1 pseudogene is annotated in these 464 nt (G+C 60.6%); it reads right to left on the bottom strand.

Features of this window, described 5'->3' with window-relative positions:
- Positions 1–71: 71 nt before the first annotated feature.
- A pseudogene (locus tag EOD07_RS37085) lies at positions 72–464 on the bottom strand (ABC transporter substrate-binding protein); the annotation flags it as partial.

Below are 464 nucleotides of genomic sequence, written 5' to 3'. Positions count from 1 at the left end.
CAACATCGACGGTGATGGAGTTCTCGGCGCTCATGCTCGTCTCCTGTTCGGTCTCGATTGGTTGGGTTGCGTCAGTTGGGCTTTCGCCACCAGGTCGGCAGCTGATAGCCGAATATGGGGGTCTTTTGCGGATGTTCCAGATAGCTCCAGTAAGCGAGCCATTGCTGCGTGTTGTATTGCATCGGCACCATGTAGTTGCCTGAGATCAGCAGCCGGTCGAGCACGCGCACCGCCGCGACGTAGTCTTCCTTGGTGCGGGCATTCAGCATGGCGTCGATCGCGGCGTCGATCGCCGGATCGGAGGCGCCCGCGAGATTGAACGATCCTTCCGTTTTCGCGGCGACCGATCCCCAGCGGCCAACCTGCTCGCTGCCGGGTGACAGCGAATTGTTGAAGCCGCTTGTACCAACCAGCACCTCGAAGTCGAAACGCTGCTTGCGCGACTGGATCTGGTCGCCGTCGAG

The organism is Mesorhizobium sp. M2C.T.Ca.TU.002.02.1.1, assembly GCF_003997225.1.
The sequence above is the reverse complement of the archived record's forward strand: the minus strand, read 5'-3'. Positions and strand labels throughout refer to the sequence as shown.